Annotated in this window: 16 protein-coding genes; 15 read left to right on the top strand and 1 reads right to left on the bottom strand. The window is 69.4% G+C overall.

All coding sequences use genetic code 11. The annotated features are described in order from the left end of the window. Positions 1–169 precede the first annotated feature (169 nt). The 4 genes from ACFVUT_RS37255 to ACFVUT_RS37240 all read left to right on the top strand — a co-directional run bounded on the left by ACFVUT_RS37255 (position 170) and on the right by ACFVUT_RS37240 (position 4,370). Entirely contained in the window at positions 170–547 is a 378-nt protein-coding gene (locus tag ACFVUT_RS37255) for a hypothetical protein (protein ID WP_389660997.1), read from the top strand. A 471-nt stretch (positions 548–1,018) separates the two neighbouring features. Beyond that, positions 1,019–2,713 carry an IS21 family transposase gene (istA, locus tag ACFVUT_RS37250; RefSeq protein WP_389660995.1) on the top strand — a complete coding sequence of 565 codons (1,695 nt, stop codon included), beginning with the start codon at positions 1,019–1,021 and terminating at the stop codon, positions 2,711–2,713. Further along, complete coding sequence (istB, locus tag ACFVUT_RS37245) at positions 2,710–3,531, top strand: IS21-like element helper ATPase IstB (protein WP_389660993.1); 822 nt, start codon at positions 2,710–2,712, stop codon at positions 3,529–3,531. The genes istA and istB overlap by 4 nt, the downstream gene beginning before the upstream one ends. 53 nt (positions 3,532–3,584) lie before the next feature. After that, positions 3,585–4,370 carry an alpha/beta fold hydrolase gene (locus ACFVUT_RS37240; RefSeq protein WP_389660991.1) on the top strand — a complete coding sequence of 262 codons (786 nt, stop codon included), beginning with the start codon at positions 3,585–3,587 and terminating at the stop codon, positions 4,368–4,370. A gap of 378 nt (positions 4,371–4,748) precedes the next feature. Here ACFVUT_RS37240 and ACFVUT_RS37235 read toward each other — a convergent pair whose 3' ends face one another. Beyond that, positions 4,749–5,207, bottom strand: coding sequence for a MarR family winged helix-turn-helix transcriptional regulator (locus ACFVUT_RS37235; RefSeq protein WP_389660999.1), 459 nt, complete (start codon positions 5,205–5,207; stop codon positions 4,749–4,751). A gap of 122 nt (positions 5,208–5,329) precedes the next feature. Here ACFVUT_RS37235 and ACFVUT_RS37230 point away from each other — a divergent pair, with 122 nt between their 5' ends. The 11 genes from ACFVUT_RS37230 to ACFVUT_RS37180 all read left to right on the top strand — a co-directional run. After that, positions 5,330–6,841, top strand: coding sequence for an MFS transporter (locus tag ACFVUT_RS37230; protein WP_389660989.1), 1,512 nt, complete (start codon positions 5,330–5,332; stop codon positions 6,839–6,841). A gap of 174 nt (positions 6,842–7,015) precedes the next feature. Next, entirely contained in the window at positions 7,016–8,233 is a 1,218-nt protein-coding gene (locus ACFVUT_RS37225) for a cytochrome P450 (protein WP_389660987.1), read from the top strand. A gap of 70 nt (positions 8,234–8,303) precedes the next feature. Beyond that, positions 8,304–8,504 carry a ferredoxin gene (locus tag ACFVUT_RS37220; protein ID WP_389660985.1) on the top strand — a complete coding sequence of 67 codons (201 nt, stop codon included), beginning with the start codon at positions 8,304–8,306 and terminating at the stop codon, positions 8,502–8,504. A gap of 139 nt (positions 8,505–8,643) precedes the next feature. Next, positions 8,644–9,846 (top strand): MFS transporter, encoded by a 1,203-nt coding sequence (locus tag ACFVUT_RS37215; RefSeq protein WP_389660983.1) that lies wholly within the window; start codon positions 8,644–8,646, stop codon positions 9,844–9,846. Between the two features lie 20 nt (positions 9,847–9,866). Beyond that, a complete protein-coding gene (locus ACFVUT_RS37210) occupies positions 9,867–10,475 on the top strand; it encodes a sugar O-acetyltransferase (RefSeq protein WP_389660982.1) in 609 nt (202 codons plus the stop codon). 139 nt (positions 10,476–10,614) lie between these two features. Next, positions 10,615–11,184 carry a TetR/AcrR family transcriptional regulator gene (locus ACFVUT_RS37205; RefSeq protein ID WP_389660980.1) on the top strand — a complete coding sequence of 190 codons (570 nt, stop codon included), beginning with the start codon at positions 10,615–10,617 and terminating at the stop codon, positions 11,182–11,184. Positions 11,185–11,401: 217 nt separating this feature from the next. Continuing rightward, positions 11,402–13,348 (top strand): acyl-CoA dehydrogenase family protein, encoded by a 1,947-nt coding sequence (locus ACFVUT_RS37200; RefSeq protein ID WP_389660978.1) that lies wholly within the window; start codon positions 11,402–11,404, stop codon positions 13,346–13,348. A 124-nt stretch (positions 13,349–13,472) separates the two neighbouring features. Next, a complete protein-coding gene (aroA, locus tag ACFVUT_RS37195) occupies positions 13,473–14,720 on the top strand; it encodes a 3-phosphoshikimate 1-carboxyvinyltransferase (RefSeq protein ID WP_389660976.1) in 1,248 nt (415 codons plus the stop codon). A 181-nt stretch (positions 14,721–14,901) separates the two neighbouring features. Continuing rightward, on the top strand, positions 14,902–16,155 hold the full coding sequence (gene dxr / locus ACFVUT_RS37190) for a 1-deoxy-D-xylulose-5-phosphate reductoisomerase (protein WP_389660974.1): 1,254 nt from the start codon (positions 14,902–14,904) through the stop codon (positions 16,153–16,155). Further along, positions 16,152–17,462 (top strand): M50 family metallopeptidase, encoded by a 1,311-nt coding sequence (locus ACFVUT_RS37185; RefSeq protein ID WP_389660972.1) that lies wholly within the window; start codon positions 16,152–16,154, stop codon positions 17,460–17,462. The genes dxr and ACFVUT_RS37185 overlap by 4 nt, the downstream gene beginning before the upstream one ends. A 180-nt stretch (positions 17,463–17,642) precedes the next feature. Next, a partial coding sequence (locus ACFVUT_RS37180; RefSeq protein ID WP_350985938.1) for a flavodoxin-dependent (E)-4-hydroxy-3-methylbut-2-enyl-diphosphate synthase occupies positions 17,643–17,806 on the top strand: 164 nt, incomplete at its 3' end.

Below are 17,806 nucleotides of genomic sequence, written 5' to 3'. Positions count from 1 at the left end.
CAGACCGCCGCGATCACGGCACTCGCCGGGCAGGTCGGCACGGGCGCGGACACCGCGACCATCGTCGCCGCGGTCGAGAACGCGATCGAGCGGGCCGTGATCGACGTCAACATCAACACCAGGGAGACGTGAGCGCATCGGCGTTCTCGTCCCGGTTCTGGCTCGCCATGTGACTCCGTCGAGCAGCGGCGACCGGGTCGCCGTCGCGCCGGCCGAGAGGCGGGGCGAGATCCGTACGGGATTCGCCGCCCTGAACGGCGGGCTCGGCCTCGCGCTGCAGCGGACGGCGGCGACGGAGTCGGACATCGACGTGCTCCAGGGCCGGGTCGCAGCCCTGGAGCGCGGCCGGTGGCCGCTCCCGGCCATCGCCGCGACCGGACGGATGCGGTCGACGCCGCGGCCCAGCGGTTTGGCGGCCACCAGCACGGCCAGCAAGGTGAGCCGGCCCCACTGGAACGCAAGTGGGCCGATCAGCTCCAGCGGTTCAGGCAATGGTGCCGCGGTGTCCAGGTCTGCGAACAGATCACCGAGGACCACCCAGCGATGAGGGCGGGGCTCTGCACGCCCACGAGTCCGGAGGTCATACCGGCAGACTCACCGGCCGCCTGCCTCCGGCCTGTCGGGGACGTCCCTCACCCGACCCGGGAGTGTGTCCCGTAGGGGGCCGTGTGCACCCAGGGGACAGGCCGAAGCCCGACCTTCCCGAATCGACGGCCGACGGGCAAATCCGCAAAGCGCGGGGGCTCCGCCGAATGCACGGAGCAGGGCCGTGACCGTACTTCTCCGAGCGTCGGGTGCTGAAGTACATCCCACGCCGGGGGGACGAGCCGTCTGTTTTTGACAGGGTGAAGTAGAGCCAGCGGGGCAGTGAGTACGAGAGCCACCGCTTCGGCGCCGAGATCGGGAGCCACCCTGTCTGATGGTGTGTGACATGCCGCTGACGGCGTAATAGAGGCTTTGGGCTGTTTGGCCAGTCACGCTGTGCTGCGTTGATCACGGTCGTGTCAGGAGCCCGTGGGTGTACAGGTCGCGTGAGTGGATCTCTGAGCGGATCCGTCGTGACCGCCGGTTGGATCCGGCGGTCTCGGGGCGGACGTTGGCTCAGCGGTACAAGGTGTCGCGGAACACGGTGGCGAAGGCGCTGGCGTCTCCGGTGCCGACGGGACGGAAGAGACCGCCCCCGCGCAAGAGCGTGCTGGAGCCGGTGCAGGGCTTCATCGACGCGATGCTGCGCGAGGACTTGGTCGTCTGGAAGAAGCAGAAGCACACCGTCGACCGGATTCTTGAGCGTCTGGCGGGCGAGCACGATTTCGAGCAGGCGTCGTACTCCACGGTCCGTGACTACGTGCGCAAGCGGCGCCCGCAGATCGTGCTGGAGGTCAAGGAGGGGCGCCGGCATCTGGAGGGAACAGTGCCGCAGGAGAAACGCCCCGGCGAAGAGGCCGAGGTCGACTTCGCGGACGTGTGGCTCGACCTCGCCGGGCAGCGCCGCAAGTGTGTGCTGTTCACGCTGCGGATGTCGTACTCGGGCAAGGCCATCCACCGCGTCTATGCCACCGCCTCGCAGGAGGCGTTCTTCGAAGGGCATGTCGAGGCGTTTCGGGCGCTGGGCGGGGTGCCCTCCGTGCATATCCGCTACGACAACCTCAAGCCCGCGGTGAAGCAGGTGCTGTTCGGCCGGTCCCGCACGGAGACGACACGGTGGGTGGCCTTCAGATCCTGGTATGGATTTTCGGCCTTCTACTGCGGCCCCGGTGAGGACGGGGCACATGAGAAGGGCGGGGTCGAACACGAGGGCGGCCGGTTCCGCCGCAAGCACCTGGTCCCGGCCCCGGAAGTGGACTCGCTCGCGGATCTCAACGAGCGCCTGGCTGTGATCGACACGGCGGAGGATGCCCGGCACATCCACGGCCGCCCCACCTCGATCGGCTTCGACTTCGAGCAGGAGCGCCCGCTGCTGGCGCCGCTGCCGGCGGACGAGTACGACACCGGGATGGACCTGACGCCGCTGGTGGCCCGCAACGGGCGGGTCACCGTCCGCCAGGGCTACTACTCGGTGCCCGCGAAGTTCATCGGCACGAAGGTACGGGTGAAGCTCCGGGCGAACGAGGTCTGGATCTACGACGGCCGCCACGTGGCGGCCCGCCACCCGCGGCTGACTCGCCGTTACACCTACCACGACATCCTGGATCACTATCTGGAGATCCTGCTGGTCAAGCCGGGCGCGTTCGCCGGGGCCGCAGCACTCGCGCAGGCCCGTGCGGAGGGCGGCTTCACCAAGGTCCATGAGGCGTTCTGGGCAGCGGCCAAGAAGAAGTGTGGGGACAAAGAAGGCACCCGGATGCTGATCGAGGTGTTGCTGCTGCACCGGCAACTGCCCGCCACCGCTGTCATCGCCGGAATGGCCACCGTCCTCAAGGTCGGCTCCATCAGCACGGACCTGGTTGCGATCGAGGCCCGCAAGGCGATCGAGAACAGCGGTATGGAGGACACCGGGCCTGCCCATGCCTCCGGCGATGACGTCGTGGGCGATGAGGACGACGACACCGCGATCGAGGAGTCGTACGACGGAGCGGGGGCGAAGGTGATCTCACTGCACGCCCACCGCCTGCCGCCCGATCCGCGCACCGCGCTGCCGGACATGAGCAAATACGACCGGCTGCTGACGCCGGTGACCGACACCGTCAAGAAGAGAAAGGGCACCAGCGGATGAGCCCCACCGCCAAGCAGGCTGCCGACCAGGTTCCGCACACCCGGATGCCGCTGCCCGAGAGCGCCCCGGAAGACGCTTTGATCGATGAGGCGTGCCGGGACCTGCGGCTGCCCGCGTTCCGCGAACGGTTCGTGGAGCTGGCGGCCACCGCCCGCCGCGAGCAGTCCTCCTACAAGCAGTTCCTCCTCGACCTGTTGCAGGTCGAGCGGGCCGACCGGGATGTCCGCCGTCAGCAGAGGCTGGTCCGCTCGGCCAAGTTCCCCAGGCCCAAGCGACTGGACGATTTCGACTTCGAGAAGAACCCCAACGTGCTGCCCGAGACGGTGGGTGACCTCAAGTCCACGTCCTGGGTGCGCGAAGGCCGCCCCCTGGTGCTGATCGGTGACTCCGGCACCGGCAAGTCACACCTCTTGATCGGGGTCGGTACGGCCATCGCCGAGGCTGGCATGAGCGTCCGCTACACCACCACCTCCGCGCTGGTGAACGAGCTCGCCGAGGCGGACGCCGCCCGCCGGCTGTCGTTCGTGATCGCCCGCTACAGCAAGGTCGACCTTCTCTGTCTGGACGAGTTCGGGTATCTGAATCTGGACAAGAAGGGCGCGAGGCTGCTGTTCCAGATTTTCACCGAGCGCGAGGAGTGCAAAGCGACCGCGGTGGCCACCAACTCCCCGTTCGCCGAGTGGGACAAGATCTTCGCTGACCCGCGGCTCTGCGCGGCCATCGCCGACCGGATCACCTTCCGCTGCACGCTGATCCAGACCGGCACCGAGTCCTACCGCTACCAGGCCACCGAGGCCGAACGGCGCGCTCAGCCATGAGGTGAGCCGCCCTCGCCGAAGAGCCGCATCCGCGCAATGGCAAACTGGCGTGCATGACGTCGACGACCCGACCCGAGCCGAAGCGAGCGGTCACGACAGTGGCCGGGCGGCGCCTGTCCTTCCTCGATTTCGACGGCCCCGGACGTCCCCTGCTCGCCCTGCACGGACACTTCGGGGAGGGCCGCACCTTCGCACGTCTGGCTCAGGACCTGGGCGACCACTGGCGAATCATCGCTCTCGACCAGCGCGGGCACGGCTATTCCGACCGCCCCGCCGACTTCTCCCGCAGCGGCTACGTCCAGGACGCGGCGAGCCTTTTGGAGGACCTGGGGCTCAGCGGCACTGTCGTGCTTGGACACTCGCTCGGAGGCGTCAACGCCTACCAGCTCGCTGCCCGGCATCCCCACCTTGTCCGCGCTCTGATCATCGAAGACATTGGTGCCGAGGTCGATGACGATCTGTCCTTCAGCCTGTCCTGGCCACATCGGGCACCGACACGGGCAGGGTTGTTGGATGGGCTCGGCGCGTCAGCGAGCTACCTCACGGACGCCGTGCGCGAGTACGCCGACGGGTGGGGACTTGCCTTCAGCCCGCACGACATGAACGCCTCACAGCAGCAGCTCAACGGCGATCACTGGAACGACTGGCTCGCCAGCGACTGTCCCACCTTGCTCATCCGCGGCAGCCGCAGCTCGGTCCTCAGCGCCGACCATGCGAAGGATATGGCAGCGCGACGTCCCCGCACTCACCTCACCGAACTTCCCGCCGGCCACACCGTCCATGAGACCGACCCGACCGGATTCGCTACGGTGGTCCGAGGGTTCCTCAGCTCATTGTGATCACGGCAGAACCGCCGATCAGCGAAGCGGGATCACAAGCAACCCATTGATGAAACCGGGCCCCCACGACCGCGCCTGTCAGGGACACGAGCCAAGAGGACCCGGGACGCCAAACTATCGGCACCCCGTCCGACACCGGCGCGGACACTCCCGCTTTTCACCAACATCGCCAGAAGTCACCCGATAGGGGTGGCTCCCATTCCCGTTGCCGATCATGGACCTGTGTCACAGTCCACGACCTTCACGGATGGCGCAACGTGGCTCCCGTTCTCGTTGCCCGAGTGGCTCCCATTCACCCTGTCGAAAACGAGCCGTCGCACGCCGGAGCGTGGGCTGTGCCGTGGATCGGCCGGGAGCCGGACACGGAGAGCTTCGTTGTCACCGTGGCCAGGGGCGTCCTGTGAGCCGTTCGATGTCCTTGTTGAATTGCTGAAGGTCCGTGATGAAGCGGTCGAGGCGTTCGGGGGTCCAGTCGGTGACCACTTCGGCGAGCCCGTCGACCACCTTGCCGCGGTCGGCCCTGAGCGCGTCGGTGCCCTTCTGGGTGATGCGGAACTTCCTGGCCACCCCGCCGTCGGGGTCCAGGGTCCGTTCGACGAGTCCGTCCCTGAGAAGGGCGGCCGTTTGGCGATTGAAGGTCGAGGCGGCGAGCCCGAAGGCATCGACGAGGTCGGCGACCGACATGGGCCCCTGTACTTCGATCCGGCTGAGGAGCACGTAGGCGCTGCGCTCCAGGGCCTCGCTGCCGTGCAGCCGACGGGGCGAGGCCATTTCCTGGTGCCGCGTGAGGATCAGGAGCTCCCGCTCGATCTGCTCGCCCGCCTGCTGGGCATCCATCTGGGGCACCTCCGGCTCTCTCATCTGCACATATTCACCCTACGCCACGACTGTGCATGATGCTCATCAAGAGCATCATGCAACTTTTGTGCATGATGCTTTTTCTGTGTACGGTGCAATGCATGAATGCATCTGCCTCTCCGGCCCGTACGGGAGCGATCGTCGCCTCGCTGTCCGCGGCCGGCATCGTGGCCTCGCTGATGGGGACGCTGGTCATCCCCCTCGTCGCACAGCTCCCGGAACTACTGGACACCTCGACGGCGAACGCGTCGTGGGTCGTCACCGCGCCCCTGCTCACCGGCGCGGTCGCCACGCCGGTGTTCGGACGCCTCGGTGATCTCTACGGCAAGCGGCGGATGCTGCTGATCTGCGTCGGCCTGCTTGTCGTGGGCTCGCTCACGAGCGCTGTGTCGGACTCGTTGGTCCCGATGGTCATCGGGCGTGCGGTCCAGGGCATCGGCATGGGCATCGTCCCGCTCGGGATCAGCACCATGCGCGACGTCGTGCCGCCGGAGCGCATGGGATCGTCGGTGGCTCTCATGAGCTCGTCGCTGGGCATCGGTGGCGCCTTCGGCCTGCCGCTCGCGGCCGGCGTCGCCCAGAACGCCGACTGGCACGCACTGTTCTGGGGCTCGGCCGTCATCAGCCTGCTGGTCGGCGTCGCCGTGATGCGCTTCGTCCCGGACGTACCCGCCGGGGCCGCGCGAGGTCGCTTCGACATCCCCGGCACGGTCGGTCTCACGATCGGTCTCGTATCGCTGCTGCTCGCCGTCTCCAAGGGCGCCGAATGGGGCTGGACGAGCGCCACCACCCTTGGCCTGTTCGCCGCCGCCGTGATCGTCCTTCTGGCCTGGGGCCGGTTCGAGCTGCGGACCGCCGATCCGCTGGTCGACCTGCGGGCCACCGCCCGTCGGCGGGTGCTGTTGACGAACCTGGCCTCGGTCGTGATCGGCTTCGCCATGTTCGCCCAGAGCCTCATCGCACCCCAACTGCTCCAGCTGCCGAAGGAACTCGGCTACGGACTGGGCCAGTCGATGCTCGCCGCCGGCCTGTGGATGGTTCCCACCGGCTTGGTCATGATGGCGTTCTCCCCGCTCGGCGCGAAACTGTCCGCCCGCTTCGGTCCCCGCACGTCGCTGCTGACCGGCTCTCTGGTCATCGCGATCGGCTACGGGCTCGCCCTGCCTCTCATGGGCTCCGTCGCCGGAATCGTCGTCTTCAGCTGTGTCGTGAGCATCGGTGTGGCCTTCGCCTACGGGGCGATGCCCGCGATCATCATGGCGTCCGTCCCCGCTTCCAAGACCGCTTCGGCCAACGGCTTCAACGCGCTGATGCGTTCCATCGGACTCTCGGTCTCCAGCGCGGTGATCGGTGTCCTCCTGGCCCAGATGAGCCACGACGCCGGGGGCTTCACCATCCCGACCGAGAACGGCTTCCGGGTCGCCGCCGTCGTCGGCGGAGCCGCCGCCCTCGCCGCCGCCCTTCTCGCCCTGGCCATCCCCCGCGCCGCAGCGAGCCTCCCGGCACCGGAGGCCCCACAGCCCGGCGAGTCCGGCAAGGCCCCCGCGCCCGGCGCCGACCTGCTCGCGTCCCCGGCCCCGGCCCCGACGGCACCGCACGACCTCCGGGGGTGACCACCGCGGCCCGCCGAGGCTGACGCTGCCCGCCCCGCCTGAACCTCACAAGCCCCACCGGGTGACAAGGCCCGGTCGCCGAGCGAAGGGAGAACCGCCCACGATCCCGGCCCAGCACCACCCCACAGCGGAGCTCACCGGACGAAAGCCCCACATTTCCGAGGGAGATCACTTATGAGCCAGAGCCAAGAAACCGTGCACTACCCGCTGCCCCAGCAGGGAGCCCTGGACGCACCCGCCGACTGGCAGCGACTGCGCAGCCGGTGCCCAGTGGCCTCGGTCGAACTGCCCAGCGGCGACGAAGCGACACTGCTCACCCGCCACGAGGACATCAAGGCGCTGCTGTCCGACCCGCGCTTCGCTCGCCCGACCGCTCAGGACGGCGCAGCCCGCCCCGCGCCCGAAGGCGCGGGCGGAGCTGTCGCCTCCAGCAGCTCGGACGCTCTCTCCCTGCCCGCGAAGGGGGAGCCGCACCAGCGGTGGCGCCGCCAGGTCAGCAAGTGGTTCACCGCCAAGCGCATGACGGCTCTGCGGCCCGGCATGACGGCCACCGCCGAACGGCTCGTCGACGACATGGTCGCCGCCGGCGCGCCCGCCGACCTCAAGGCACACGTCGGCTTCCTCCTGCCCGTCCATGTCATCTGCGACATGCTCGGCGTGCCCGTACAGGACCGTGACCGCTTCTCCCACTGGTCCGACGCGCTGCTGAGCCTGACCCGCTTCACTCAGGAGGAGACCGAGCGGGCCCAGACCGAGTTCGTCCATTACATGTCCGGTCATATCGACGCCAAGCGCGAGAATCCGACCGACGACCTCATCAGCACGCTCATCCAGGATTCCGAGGCGGGCCAGGGGCTCTCCGGCGCGGAGCTGCCGGCGACCGCCTTGGGACTCCTCGTAGCCGGGCACGAGACCACCGCGAACATGATCGGCAAGATGGTCGGCATGCTTCTCGCCGACCGCAGCCGGTGGGAGCGGTTGCTCGCCGATCCCTCCCTGGTGCGCACCGCGGTGGAAGAAGCCCTCCGCTTCGACACCAACCTCGGATTCGGACTGCGCCGCTATCTCACCGAGGAGACGGAGATCGGCGGCCGGACACTGCCCGGCGGCACCACGGTCATCTGCAGCATGCCCGCCGCCAACCGTGACGAAGACGTCTTCGACAACGCGGAGGAGATGGACCTGGGCCGCAGCCCCAACCCCCACCTCATCTTCGGTGCCGGACCCCACTCCTGCCTCGGACAGTCCCTGGCCCGCACCGAACTGCAGGTGGTGCTGGAGGTCCTGCTGCGCAAGCTGCCCACCCTCGAACTGGCCGTACCCGTAGAGGACCTGCAGCGAGTGGAAGGGCTCCTGGTCGGCGGCCTGCGCACCGTCCCCGTGCGCTGGTGACTCCCCGCGGCGCGGCTGTTCAGCGGCCCGCCCGACCGCCCTCACCGTCCCGACCAAGGGAGAACCCCGCATGAACGTCACCGTCGACGAAGACAAGTGCTGCGGCGCAGGGCAGTGCGTCCTGATCGCCCCAGAGGTGTTCGACCAGCGCGACGACGACGGCATCGTCGTTCTGCTGGACGCCGCGCCCCCGAAGGAGCGGCACACCGCGGTCCGTGAAGCCGCCGCGGTCTGCCCGGCCGCCGCCATCCAATTCACGCCGACCCGGTAGCCCGGACCGGCCGGCCCGGACACGCCGCCGGGCCGGCCACCGCGCGCGCTGCGCCGGGCGCACGGCTGGTCGGGCGGTGCGCGACCGTTGCTAGCCTGCGCCCATGATCAAGGGGAGATCGCCCGGCCGAATAGCTCGCATGGCGGGTGGCAGCAGGTCAGAGCGTGTCTTGATCCTGGCCAGCTTCGTGAACCGGGTCGGCAACGGGCTCTTCAACACGGCGTCGGCGCTCTACTTCACGCTGGTCGTGGATCTATCGGCGGTGCAGGTGGGGGCCGCCCTCACTGTCGCCGGCCTGACCGGCCTGCTCGCGGGGATACCGGGAGGGCACCTGGCCGACCGGCGTGGGCCGCGCACGATCATGATGCTCGCTCTGACGGTTCAAGCAGCGGCGATGTCCGCTCTCGTGCTGGTCGAGAGCTGGGCCGCCCTCGCGGTCATCGCCACCATTGACCAGCTTGCCGCAGCCGTCGGCGGCGCAGCCTGGGGAGCCCTCGTGGTCCGGGTCGGTACGGACCGCCCAGCGCTGTTCAGGGCAAAGCTCCGTACGTACGTCAATCTGGGCGTCGTCCTGGGAACCGTGGGTGCCGGGTTTGCGGTTGCGGTGAACAGTCGTACTGCCTACATCGTGCTGATTCTCGGCAACGCGGCCAGCTTCGCACTGTGCGCCCTCCTCCTGTTCCTGCTCCCCCCGTACAGGGCATTGGCGCCACCGTCGCAGCAGCGCCGCTGGATCGCTCTCACCGACCGTCCGTTCGTGACCTTCACCGCTCTCTATGGCGCGATGGGGCTGCAATACCCGGTGGTGTCCCTGCTTCTGCCGATATGGATATCGGAGCACACGGACGCACCGCGCTGGACCGTGGCCGCGGTATCCGCGATCAATTCGGGAGTCTGCGTCCTCCTGCAGACCAGAATCGGATCCCGCATCGAAACCCCTCGCGACGGCGGCAGAGCGTTCCGCACGGCAGGACTGCTCTTCCTCCTCAGCTGTCCGATGATGGCCCTGGCCGCGCACGCTCCCGTGTGGGCGGCCGCCGGCCTCGTGGTCGCAGCGATCTCCGTCCACAGCCTCGGGGAGATATGGGAGTCCTCGGCCGGCTTCGCCCTTGGCTTCGGCCTGGCACCGGACCATGCCCAAGGCCAGTACCAAGGGCTTCTCGGGCTTGGCTTCAGCGCAGGCCAGGCGCTCGCCCCCGCCATCCTCACCACCGTCGTGCTCGGACTGGGCACGGCCGGCTGGCTGCTCCTCGGCGCGTTCTTCGCCGCCGTGGGCGCCGTCGGCCCCTCGCTCGAACGCTGGGGCACGCGAACCCGATCTCATGTGAACGATCGTACATAGTGTTGTGTACGATCGTTCACATGGATGCGATTTCGAGCGCCCCGACGCCGAGCCCCGACTACTTCGCCGGAGATCCGCGAACGAACCACGAGCGCATGCTCGCCGGTGACCTGTACATCGCCGACGACCCGGCGATCTTCGAGGAGCAGCGCACGGCCGTGCGGCTGTCGGCACGGTTCCTCGCCGCCTACGGGGAGGACCCGGAGGGCGCCCAGCGTCTCGCCCGCCAGCTGTTCGGGACGCTCGACGAGACGGCGTTCGTGCGCGCGCCGGTCCATGTCGACTACGGCAGCCGCATCTCCGTCGGCCCGCGCACGTTCATCAACATGGGCCTGACGGCGTTGGACGTCGCGCCCATCACCATCGGAGCCGACTGCCAGATCGGTCCGCACGTACAGCTGCTGACCCCGACGCATCCCGTCGAACCGCAGCCGCGGCGGGACAAGCTGGAGGCCGCCAAGCCGATCACCATCGGCGACAATGTCTGGCTGGGAGGCGGCGCGATCGTGTGTCCCGGGGTGACCATCGGCGACAACAGCGTCGTGGGCGCGGGGGCCGTCGTCACCCGTGACATCCCCGCGAACTCGGTCGCCGTCGGCAACCCGGCACGTGTGGTCAAGTCGATCTGAGGATCGTCCCGTCACCCGTCGCGCACCCGCCAGGAATCACGGGACTGCACTTGGTGCCGCACTGGGTGCCGCGGCAAACGCTGCCTGCTGCGGCACTGGCGTCATCCGAACGAAAGCCCCCGGCCCCTGAAGGAACAGCGTGAAAACCCGCCGCACCGATCCCGGCCGACGTGACCGGCTGATCGACATCACCATCGATCTCATCGCGGAGAGCGGTGTGGCGGGTCTTTCCCATCGGAAGATCACCGCACGTGCGGACGTGCCGCTCGGATCGCTCAGCTACCACTTCGACGGGATGTACGAGCTGCTGCACGAGGCGTTCACGCGCTTCGCGGACGCGGTCGCGGACGCCTTCACGGCACGGCTGAGCGCCGCGGCGGACGCTGCCGAGGCTCAGGTGGCGGTGGTCGACCTGGTCCACCAGCTGTCCGGCGAAGCGAGCAACCGCGACCAGGTCATCACCTATGAGCTGTACACGCTCGCCGCCCGCGACCCGAGGTTCCGCCGGATCACCCGCGACTGGATGTGCCGCAGCCGCCAGGCACTCGAACGGCACTTCGACCCCCGTACGGCCCGCCAGCTCGACGCCTTCATCGAGGGCATGGCGATCCACCGCGCGCTCGACCCCGAGCCCTCCGACCGCGACCTCACGGGCGAGGCGGTCGCGAAGATCGTCGCGCCGCTCCACCCGGGGAACGAAACCCCCTGAGGGCCCCCGACGCACACCCCGGCCACCGTGTCACCGCGTGGCTGTCCGGTGGAGTGGCTCCCGACCCGATCGGCGTCCGGGGGATGGTGGGCATGTCCGTCATCGGGTACATCAGGACACGTAGCACCGGTTGGTACGGCTCGGCGGGCGCCCCCTGCGCACACCGCGCGGACCGGCCGCGTCCGCCCACCCCACAACGCGGCAAGGTGAGCTGCTCATGTCCGCACCATCCGCCCCGAAGAACACGCCCAAGGTCACCGAGCGTGAAGCGCGCCAAGTGGCCGAGGCCGCGCGCGAACAGGACTGGCGCAAGCCCAGTTTCGCCAAGGAACTCTTCCTCGGCCGCTTCCGTCTCGACCTGATCCATCCGCATCCACTGCCGGCCGCGGACGACGTCCGGCGCGGCGAGGCGTTCCTCGCCCGGCTGCGCGCCTTCTGCGAAACCGGGATCGACAGCGCCCTCATCGAGCGCGAGGCGAAGATCCCCGACGAGGTGATCAACGGCCTGAAGGAGCTCGGCGCGCTCGGCATGAAGATCGACCCGAAGTACGGCGGCCTCGGCCTGACCCAGGTCTACTACAACAAGGCCCTCGCCCTGGTCGGCTCCGTCAGCCCCGCGGTCGGTGCGCTGCTCTCCGCCCACCAGTCCATCGGTGTGCCGCAGCCGCTGAAACTCTTCGGCAGCCAGGAGCAGAAGGACACCTTCCTGCCCAGGCTGGCCAGCACCGACATCTCGGCGTTCCTGCTCACCGAACCGGACGTCGGATCCGACCCGGCCCGGCTCGCCACCTCGGCCGTTCCGGACGGTTCGGACTACGTCCTGGACGGTGTGAAGCTGTGGACGACCAACGGCGTCGTCGCCGACCTGCTCGTCGTGATGGCCCGCGTCCCGAAGTCCGACGGCCACAGGGGCGGCATCACGGCCTTCGTCGTGGAGGCGGACTCGCCGGGCATCACCGTCGAGAACCGCAACGCCTTCATGGGTCTGCGCGGCATCGAGAACGGTGTCACCCGCTTCCACCGGGTCCGGGTTCCGGCCGCGAACCGCATCGGCCCCGAAGGCGCGGGGCTCAAGATCGCCCTCACCACGCTGAACACGGGACGGCTCTCGTTGCCCGCCATGTGCGTCGGCGCCGGCAAATGGTGTCTGAAGATCGCCCGCGAGTGGTCGGCGGTCCGTGAGCAGTGGGGCAGGCCGGTCGCCCGGCACGAAGCCGTCGGCGCCAAGATCTCCTTCATCGCCGCCACGACCTTCGCCCTCGAAGCGGTGGTCGACCTCTCCTCCCAGATGGCCGACGAGAACCGCAACGACATCCGGATCGAAGCGGCTCTCGCCAAGCTGTACGGCTCAGAGATGGGCTGCCTGATGGCCGACGAGCTGGTCCAGATCAGGGGCGGCCGGGGCTTCGAGACCGCCGCCTCCCTGGCCGCCCGCGGCGAACGGGCCGTGCCCGCCGAACAGCTCCTGCGCGATCTGCGGATCAACCGCATCTTCGAGGGCTCCACCGAGATCATGCACCTGCTGATCGCCCGTGAGGCCGTCGACGCCCATCTGAAGGTCGCGGGGGACATCATCGACCCCGACAAGTCCCTCTCCGACAAGGCGAAGGCGGGCGCGAACGCAGCCGGCTTCTACGCCCGCTGGCTGCCGGGGCTCGTCGCGGGACCGGGCCAACTCCCGGGAACATACAGGGAGTTCAATCAGCCCGGACACCCGGACCTGTCCGGCCACCTGCGCTACGTCGAACGCTCCGCCCGAAAACTCGCGCGCTCCACCTTCTACGCCATGTCGCGCTGGCAGGGCCGGATGGAGACCAAGCAGGGGTTCCTCGGCAGGATCGTCGACATCGGCGCGGAACTCTTCGCGATGAGCGCCGCCTGCGTCCGCGCCGAACTGCTGCGCAGCTCCGACGACCACGGCCGCGAGGCCTACCGGCTCGCCGACACCTTCTGCCGCCAGTCCCGCGTCCGCGTCGAGGAACTCTTCACGCGCCTGTGGTCCAACACCGACGACCTGGACCGGCGCATGGTCGACGGCGTCCTGTCCGGCGCGTACACCTGGCTGGAGGAAGGCATCATCGATCCGAGCGGCGAGGGCCCGTGGATCGCCGACGCCACCCCCGGACCGTCCGTCCGGGACGACGTCCACCGCCCTGTTCACTGAGGCGCGCACCCCGTTCGCCGGCGCGCGGTCCCCGTCCGCCCGAGGGCGGACCACCGGGCGGGAGCGCGTCCACTCACCGGACGTACCCCGCCCGGCCGGGCGGGGTACGGCAGGATGACGGCCCGTGACCGTCATCCACATCCCCGGCTCCAAGTCCGTGACCGCGCGTGCCCTGTTCCTGGCCGCCGCCGCGAACGGCACGAGCACCCTCGTACGCCCCCTGCTCTCGGACGACACCGAGGGCTTCGCCGAGGGGCTCACGCGCCTCGGCTACCGGGTCGCGCGGGAAGCCGACCGCTGGCACATCGAGGGCCGCCCCGACGGCCCCGCCGCCACCGACGCCGACATCTACTGCCGTGACGGCGCCACCACCGCACGCTTCCTGCCGACCCTGGCCGCGGCCGCCGCCACCGGCACGTACCGCTTCGACGCCTCCGCACAGATGCGCCGCCGCCCCCTCGGCCCGCTCACCGGGGCCCTGCGCACGCTCGGCGTCGACCTGCGGCACGACGCGGCCGAGGGCCACCACCCGCTGCGGATCCGCGCAGCCGGAATCCAGGGCGGCGAACTCACCCTGGACGCGGGGGAGTCCTCTCAATACCTCACCGCGCTGCTGATGCTCGGACCGCTCACGGAGCAGGGACTCCGGATCACCGTCACCGACCTGGTCTCCGCCCCGTACGTCGAGATCACGCTCGCGATGATGCGCAGCTTCGGCGTCGAGGTGACCCGCGGCGGTCACGGCAACAACGTCTTCACCGTGCCGGCCGGCGGCTACCGGGCCACCACCTACGCCATCGAGCCCGACGCCTCCACCGCGAGCTACTTCTTCGCCGCGGCGGCCCTCACCGGGCGAGAGACCACCGTCCGCGGCCTCGGTACGGACGCGCTCCAGGGCGACCTCCGGTTCGTCGACGTGCTGCGCCGCATGGGCGCCGAGGTGCACACCACCGCCGAGTCCACCACCGTCGGCTCCACCGGCCGCCTCGCGGGCCTCACCGTCAACATGCGCGACATCTCCGACACCATGCCGACCCTGGCCGCGCTCGCGCCGTTCGCCTCGGGGCCGGTGCGCATCGAGGACGTGGGCAACACCCGGGTGAAGGAGTGCGACCGGCTGGAGGCGTGCGCCCAGAACCTCAGGCGGATGGGCATCACGGTCCGCACCGGCCGGGACTGGATCGAGATCCACCCCGGCACGCCCCGCCCCACCGAGATCGCCACCCACGGCGACCACCGCATCGTCATGTCGTTCGCCGTCGCCGGACTGCGGGTGCCGGGCATCACGTTCGACGACCCCGGCTGCGTACGGAAGACGTTCCCCGGATTCCACGAAGCCTTCGCCGAGTTCGCGGAACTCGCCAACCGCTGAGGGCTGTCCCGTTCCCGGACGCCCGCCGTCCGCGGAAGCTCCCGCGGGCCGGCACCGGACCGCCCCCGACGGTTGCGAGCGCCCCGGCCACGCCTCGTTTCGGCCACGCGCCCGACCGCATCCGCCCGGCGCGAGGGACGCACTGTCCCCACCCACAGCCGATGCGGCCACAATGGGGGGCATGAGCGACAGCCCTGCCCCCCTCGCCGACCCGCACATCGTCTTCGACGCCGTGGAAGGCCCCCGGGATCTCGTCATCCTCGGCTCCACGGGTTCCGTCGGCACCCAGGCCATCGACCTGGTACTGCGTCACCCCGACCGCTTCCGCGTCACCGGGCTCTCCGCCGCGGGCGGACGCGTCGCCCTCCTCGCCGAGCAGGCGCGGCAGCTGCGGGTCCGCACCGTCGCGGTCGCGGCACCTGAGGCCGTACCGGCGCTCCGGGAGGCCCTGCGCGAGCAGTACGGTGCGGGCGAGCCGCTCCCCGAGATCCTGGCCGGCCCCGGAGCCGCCGGCGAGCTCGCCGCCGGTGACTGCCACACCGTGCTCAACGGAATCACCGGCTCCATCGGCCTCGCCCCCACGCTCGCCGCGCTCCGAGCGGGCCGCACGCTCGCCCTGGCCAACAAGGAGTCGCTGATCGTCGGCGGCCCGCTGGTCAAGGCACTGGCCGAGCCCGGCCAGATCATCCCGGTCGACTCCGAGCACGCCGCGCTCTTCCAGGCTCTGGCCGCGGGTACCCGCGCCGACGTACGCAAGCTCGTCGTCACCGCGTCCGGCGGCCCCTTCCGGGGCCGCGCCAGGAGCGAGCTGGTGGGCGTCACCCGCGAGGAGGCTCTCGCGCATCCGACGTGGGCCATGGGACCGGTCATCACGATCAACTCCGCCACCCTCGTCAACAAGGGACTGGAGGTCATCGAGGCCCATCTCCTCTACGACATCCCGTTCGACCGGATCGAGGTCGTGGTCCACCCCCAGTCGTACGTTCACTCCATGGTGGAGTTCACCGACGGCTCCACCCTCGCCCAGGCCACACCGCCGGACATGAGGGGCCCGATCGCCGTCGGGATCGGCTGGCCGGCCCGCGTCCCGGACGCCGCACCCGCCTTCGACTGGTCGAAGGCGTCCAGCTGGGAGTTCTTCCCCCTCGACGACGAGGCCTTCCCGTCCGTCGGACTGGCCAGGCACGTGGGCACGCTCGGAGCCACCGCCCCCGCCGTGTTCAACGCCGCGAACGAGGAATGCGTCGACGCTTTCTTGGCGGGACGGCTGCCGTTCAACGGAATCATGGATACGGTCTCGGCAGTGGTGGCCGAACACGGCACCCCCGCCACGGGAACTTCGCTCACGGTCGAAGACGTCCTCCAAGCGGAGACCTGGGCACGCGCCCGGGCTCGTGAACTCTCGGCGAAAGCGACAGCGGAGGCGCACGCATGAGTATGACGACGGTCCTGTTGACGATTCTGGGCATCGTAGTCTTCGTCATCGGGCTGCTGTTCTCGATCGCCTGGCACGAGCTGGGCCACCTCTCGACGGCGAAGCTCTTCGGTATCCGCGTCCCGCAGTACATGGTGGGCTTCGGGCCGACGATCTGGTCGCGCAAGAAGGGCGACACCGAGTACGGGATCAAGGCCATCCCGGCCGGCGGCTACATCCGCATGATCGGCATGTTCCCGCCGGGGCCGGACGGGCGCCTGGAGGCGCGGTCCACCTCACCGTGGCGCGGCATGATCGAGGACGCCAGGTCCGCGGCCTTCGAAGAGCTCGAACCGGGTGACGAGAAGCGCCTCTTCTACACGCGCAAGCCGTGGAAGCGCGTCATCGTGATGTTCGCCGGACCGTTCATGAACCTCGTCCTCGCCGTGGCGATCTTCCTCGGTGTGGCGATGGCCTTCGGGTTCCAGACCCAGACCACGGAGGTGGCGGGCGTCCAGAAGTGCGTGATCGCCCAGGACGCGAACCGCGACACCTGCAAGAAGTCCGACCCGGTCTCGCCCGCACAGGCCGCGGGCCTTCAGAAGGGCGACAGGATCGTCGCCTTCGACGGCCAGAAGGTCGACGACTGGGCCACGCTCTCCGACAAGATCCGCGACACCATCGGCCCCGCCACCCTCACCGTCCAGCGGGACGGCCAGGAGAAGACCCTCCACGCCGTGCTCCAGAAGAACTCGGTGGCCAAGAAGGACTCCAAGGGCGAGGTGGTCCCCGGGAAGTTCGTCCCGGCCGGCTACCTCGGCTTCGCGGCCCAGACCGAGATCGTCCCCCTCTCCTTCGGCGACTCGGTCGTCCGCATGGGAGACATGATCGAGAACGGCGTCGACTCGATCATCGCCCTTCCGTCCAAGATCCCGGACCTGTGGAACGCGGCCTTCGGCAACGGCGAACGGGCCGCGGACTCCCCGGTCGGCGTGGTCGGGGCCGCCAGGATCGGTGGCGAGGTGATGACGCTGGACGTACCGGCGCAGAACCAGATCGCGATGATGCTCTTCCTCCTGGCGGGCTTCAACCTCTCGCTGTTCCTCTTCAACATGCTGCCGCTGCTGCCCCTCGACGGCGGGCACATCGCGGGAGCGCTCTGGGAGGCCCTGCGCCGCAATCTGGCACGCGTCTTCCGGCGCCCCGACCCGGGCCCCTTCGACGTGGCCAAGCTGATGCCGGTCGCCTATGTCGTCGCAGGTGTCTTCATCTGCTTCACGCTGCTGGTGCTGGTCGCAGACATCGTCAATCCGGTCAAGATCTCCTGATCTGCGGACCTGCCCGGTGTACCGCGGGTGACGGCCCGGCACACAGCGTGTGTCCGGGCCGTCCCTCCGCGCGGCACCACCGGACGCGGTGTGCTGCGGGGCGCCGCCGGTGACGTAATCTCGAAGGCCGGAGCCCGCCGATTTCGGGACCTCGATCCACACCTTGGGGATGCTCAGCGCATGACTGCGATTTCTCTCGGAATTCCGTCCGTTCCGACCAAGCTCGCCGACCGGAGGGTCAGCCGCAAGATCCAGGTCGGGTCGGTGGCGGTCGGCGGGGACGCGCCGGTGTCGGTGCAGTCGATGACGACGACGCGGACGTCGGACATCGGTGCGACGTTGCA

The organism is Streptomyces sp. NPDC058051 (assembly GCF_042885475.1).
Lineage (GTDB): Bacteria > Actinomycetota > Actinomycetes > Streptomycetales > Streptomycetaceae > Streptomyces.
This window is presented reverse-complemented; position numbering and strand designations above follow the sequence as displayed.

Coding starts and splice junctions, on each gene's coding strand:
- istB (WP_389660993.1), top strand. CDS start 2,710: ATGAGCCCCACCGCCAAGCAGGCTGCCGACCAGGTTCCGCACACCCGG.
- ACFVUT_RS37240 (WP_389660991.1), top strand. CDS start 3,585: ATGACGTCGACGACCCGACCCGAGCCGAAGCGAGCGGTCACGACAGTG.
- ACFVUT_RS37235 (WP_389660999.1), bottom strand. CDS start 5,207: ATGGATGCCCAGCAGGCGGGCGAGCAGATCGAGCGGGAGCTCCTGATC.
- ACFVUT_RS37230 (WP_389660989.1), top strand. CDS start 5,330: ATGAATGCATCTGCCTCTCCGGCCCGTACGGGAGCGATCGTCGCCTCG.
- ACFVUT_RS37225 (WP_389660987.1), top strand. CDS start 7,016: ATGAGCCAGAGCCAAGAAACCGTGCACTACCCGCTGCCCCAGCAGGGA.
- ACFVUT_RS37220 (WP_389660985.1), top strand. CDS start 8,304: ATGAACGTCACCGTCGACGAAGACAAGTGCTGCGGCGCAGGGCAGTGC.
- ACFVUT_RS37215 (WP_389660983.1), top strand. CDS start 8,644: ATGGCGGGTGGCAGCAGGTCAGAGCGTGTCTTGATCCTGGCCAGCTTC.
- ACFVUT_RS37210 (WP_389660982.1), top strand. CDS start 9,867: ATGGATGCGATTTCGAGCGCCCCGACGCCGAGCCCCGACTACTTCGCC.
- ACFVUT_RS37200 (WP_389660978.1), top strand. CDS start 11,402: ATGTCCGCACCATCCGCCCCGAAGAACACGCCCAAGGTCACCGAGCGT.
- dxr (WP_389660974.1), top strand. CDS start 14,902: ATGAGCGACAGCCCTGCCCCCCTCGCCGACCCGCACATCGTCTTCGAC.
- ACFVUT_RS37185 (WP_389660972.1), top strand. CDS start 16,152: ATGAGTATGACGACGGTCCTGTTGACGATTCTGGGCATCGTAGTCTTC.